Origin of the sequence: Micromonospora sp., from assembly GCF_048594385.1 — a bacterium.
In the GTDB taxonomy this organism is placed as follows: Bacteria; Actinomycetota; Actinomycetes; order Mycobacteriales; family Micromonosporaceae; genus Micromonospora; species Micromonospora wenchangensis.
Genome location: NZ_JBMDWU010000207.1, coordinates 1 through 2,252 on the forward strand (window position 1 = coordinate 1; position 2,252 = coordinate 2,252).

Consider the following 2,252-nt stretch of genomic DNA (forward strand, 5'->3'; position numbering starts at 1 on the left):
AGCATCCGGTACGGCAGGCTGCGGTCGAGCGGGTGCGGGTCGTCCCACCGCTCCGCGAACACCGCGAGCACGTCGGCGACGACCGGCCCGCGGAGCTCCATCGAGGCGTCGTGCCACGCCGGGCGCTCGCCGTACCGGCCGTCGATCGACACGGGCTGCGGGTCGCCCTGGTGTGCGGCGTCGTCGCGGCGGCTGTGGCAGAGGTCGATCCCGCCGGCGAAGGCGACGTCCCGCTCCGGGGCGTCGCGGTGGCGCAGCACCACCAGCTTCTGGTGATGGGACCCGCCCCGCCGGACGCGCTGGTCGAGCAGCACCTCACCACCGGCGGCGTTGACCGTCTCGCTCAGGTCGCGGTTCTCCGCCTCGCTGTAGGACAACGCGTCGAGGTGGGAGCGCCAGAGCAGCCCCTTGACCAGCACGCCCCGCTGGGCGGCCCGGGCGAAGAGCTGGGCCACCGTCGGGCCGTCCGGGCGCATCCGCTCGTCCGGGTCGCCCCGCCAGTCGGTGAAGAAGAGCTGGTCGCCCGCGCCCAGCGCCTCGACCTCGGTGACCAGGCGGTCGAAGTACGCCGAGCCGTGAATCAACGGCTCGGCGAGGTTTCCGGACGTCCAGACGGGTATCCCGGAGACCGGGTTGGCGCGTTCCTCAGCGGTCAGGAACCAGTCCTCGATCGCCACGTTCCAGCCTCCCGAGGTCGACGACGTCCTCACGGTAGGACCCCCACCGTCGGTACGCACGCCGGGTCTCCCGGACCCCGCCCGGACGGTGGCCTACCGCACCCCGCGAAGCCGTGAACGCCGAGGAGGCCAGGCCATGCCCGCCGAGACGACGAACCCCGCGACCGAGGACCGTACGGATGCGGTCGAGAGCGAACGCGGCGCGATCCTGGCGGTGCTGCTGATGGTGATCCTCGGGGTGGCCGGGATCTTCGCGGTCTCCTGACCGATGCGGTGCCGCCCAGGGCGTCCCGGGGTGACACCGGGACGCCCGTCGGAGGTCGGTCTCAGGGGCGGTCGCCCTGGCCGCCGGTGTGCGGCAGCCGCTGGGCGGGAACCACGCCCAGCTTGCCGGCCTGGAAGTCCTCGAAGGCCTGCATCAGCTCGGCGCGGGTGTTCATCACGAACGGCCCGTAGTGCGCCACCGGCTCCCGGATGGGCTTTCCGCCCATGATGTAGAGGTCCAGAGCCGGGGTGTTGCCGTCCTGTCTGCCGGCGGCGGTCACCCGCAGCGCGTCGCCCGAACCGTGCACGGCCAACTGGCCGCCCTGGAACGGCCGCCGGTCGGTGCCGACCGTGCCGCGACCGGAGAGCGCGTAGACCAGCGCGTTGAAGTCGGCCCGCCAGGGCAGGTCCAGCTCCGCGCCGGGCTCCAGCGTGACGTGCGCGATGGTGATCGGGGTGTGGGTCGACCCCGGCCCCCGGTGCCCGGCGATCTCACCGGCGATGATCCGGATCAGCGCGCCACCGTCCGGCGTGGTCAGCAGCGCCGACTCCCGACCACGGATGTCCTGGTAGCGCGGCGGCATCATCTTGGCCACCCGGGGCAGGTTGACCCAGAGCTGGAGGCCGTGGAAGAGGCCGCCGCTGGCGACCAGGTGCTCCGGCGGGGCCTCGATGTGCAACAGGCCACTGCCGGCTGTCATCCACTGGGTGTCGCCGTCGGTGATGGTGCCGCCGCCGCCCTGCGAGTCCTGGTGGTCCATGATCCCGTCGATCATGTAGGTGACCGTCTCGAAGCCCCGGTGCGGGTGCCACGGGGTGCCCTTCGGCTCGCCCGGCGCGTAGTCCACCTCGCCCATCTGGTCGAGGTGGATGAACGGGTCGAGATCCGACATCGGCACCCCGGCGAAGGCGCGGCGGACCGGGAAGCCCTCACCCTCGTAGCCGCTGGGGGCGGTGGTCAGCCGGCGGACCGGCCGGTAGCTGGTGGTCTCGTCGAGCCGGGGCAGACGGGGCAGGACGAGGACGTCGTCGACGGTGATCGCGGGCATCACGGGCTCCTCAGGTGTCGCGGTGGGTGGACGACGCGTCCCGGTCGGCGCGCAGCCGCCGGCCGAGCCGGTCGAAGACCCGGGTCAGGGTGGCGACCTCGGCGTCGTCGAGGTCGTCCATCAGGTGCCGCCGGACCGAGGCGAGGTGCCCCGGCGCGGCCTCACGCAGGGCGAGCAGCCCGGCGGCGGTGAGCACCGCCTCGCTGCCCCGACGGTCCCCGGGGCAGGACTGCCGGGCGACCAGACCCCGCCGCTGCATGGT

Annotated in this window: 2 protein-coding genes and 2 pseudogenes; 1 reads left to right on the forward strand and 3 read right to left on the reverse strand. The window is 73.3% G+C overall.

Going from position 1 to position 2,252, the window contains the following annotated elements:
• Window positions 1-677, reverse strand: a pseudogene (locus ACOJTC_RS11170) (phospholipase); the annotation flags it as partial.
• A gap of 136 nt (window positions 678-813) precedes the next feature.
• Here ACOJTC_RS11170 and ACOJTC_RS11175 point away from each other — a divergent pair.
• Complete coding sequence (locus ACOJTC_RS11175) at window positions 814-942, forward strand: hypothetical protein (RefSeq protein ID WP_269756975.1); 129 nt, start codon at window positions 814-816, stop codon at window positions 940-942.
• 61 nt (window positions 943-1,003) lie between these two features.
• Here the strand turns inward: ACOJTC_RS11175 and ACOJTC_RS11180 are convergent, their stop codons facing one another.
• Together ACOJTC_RS11180 and ACOJTC_RS11185 are read right to left on the reverse strand one after the other, a co-directional pair.
• Window positions 1,004-1,990 carry a pirin family protein gene (locus tag ACOJTC_RS11180; RefSeq protein WP_420116792.1) on the reverse strand — a complete coding sequence of 329 codons (987 nt, stop codon included), beginning with the start codon at window positions 1,988-1,990 and terminating at the stop codon, window positions 1,004-1,006.
• A 10-nt stretch (window positions 1,991-2,000) separates the two neighbouring features.
• Window positions 2,001-2,252, reverse strand: a pseudogene (locus tag ACOJTC_RS11185) (MarR family transcriptional regulator); the annotation flags it as partial.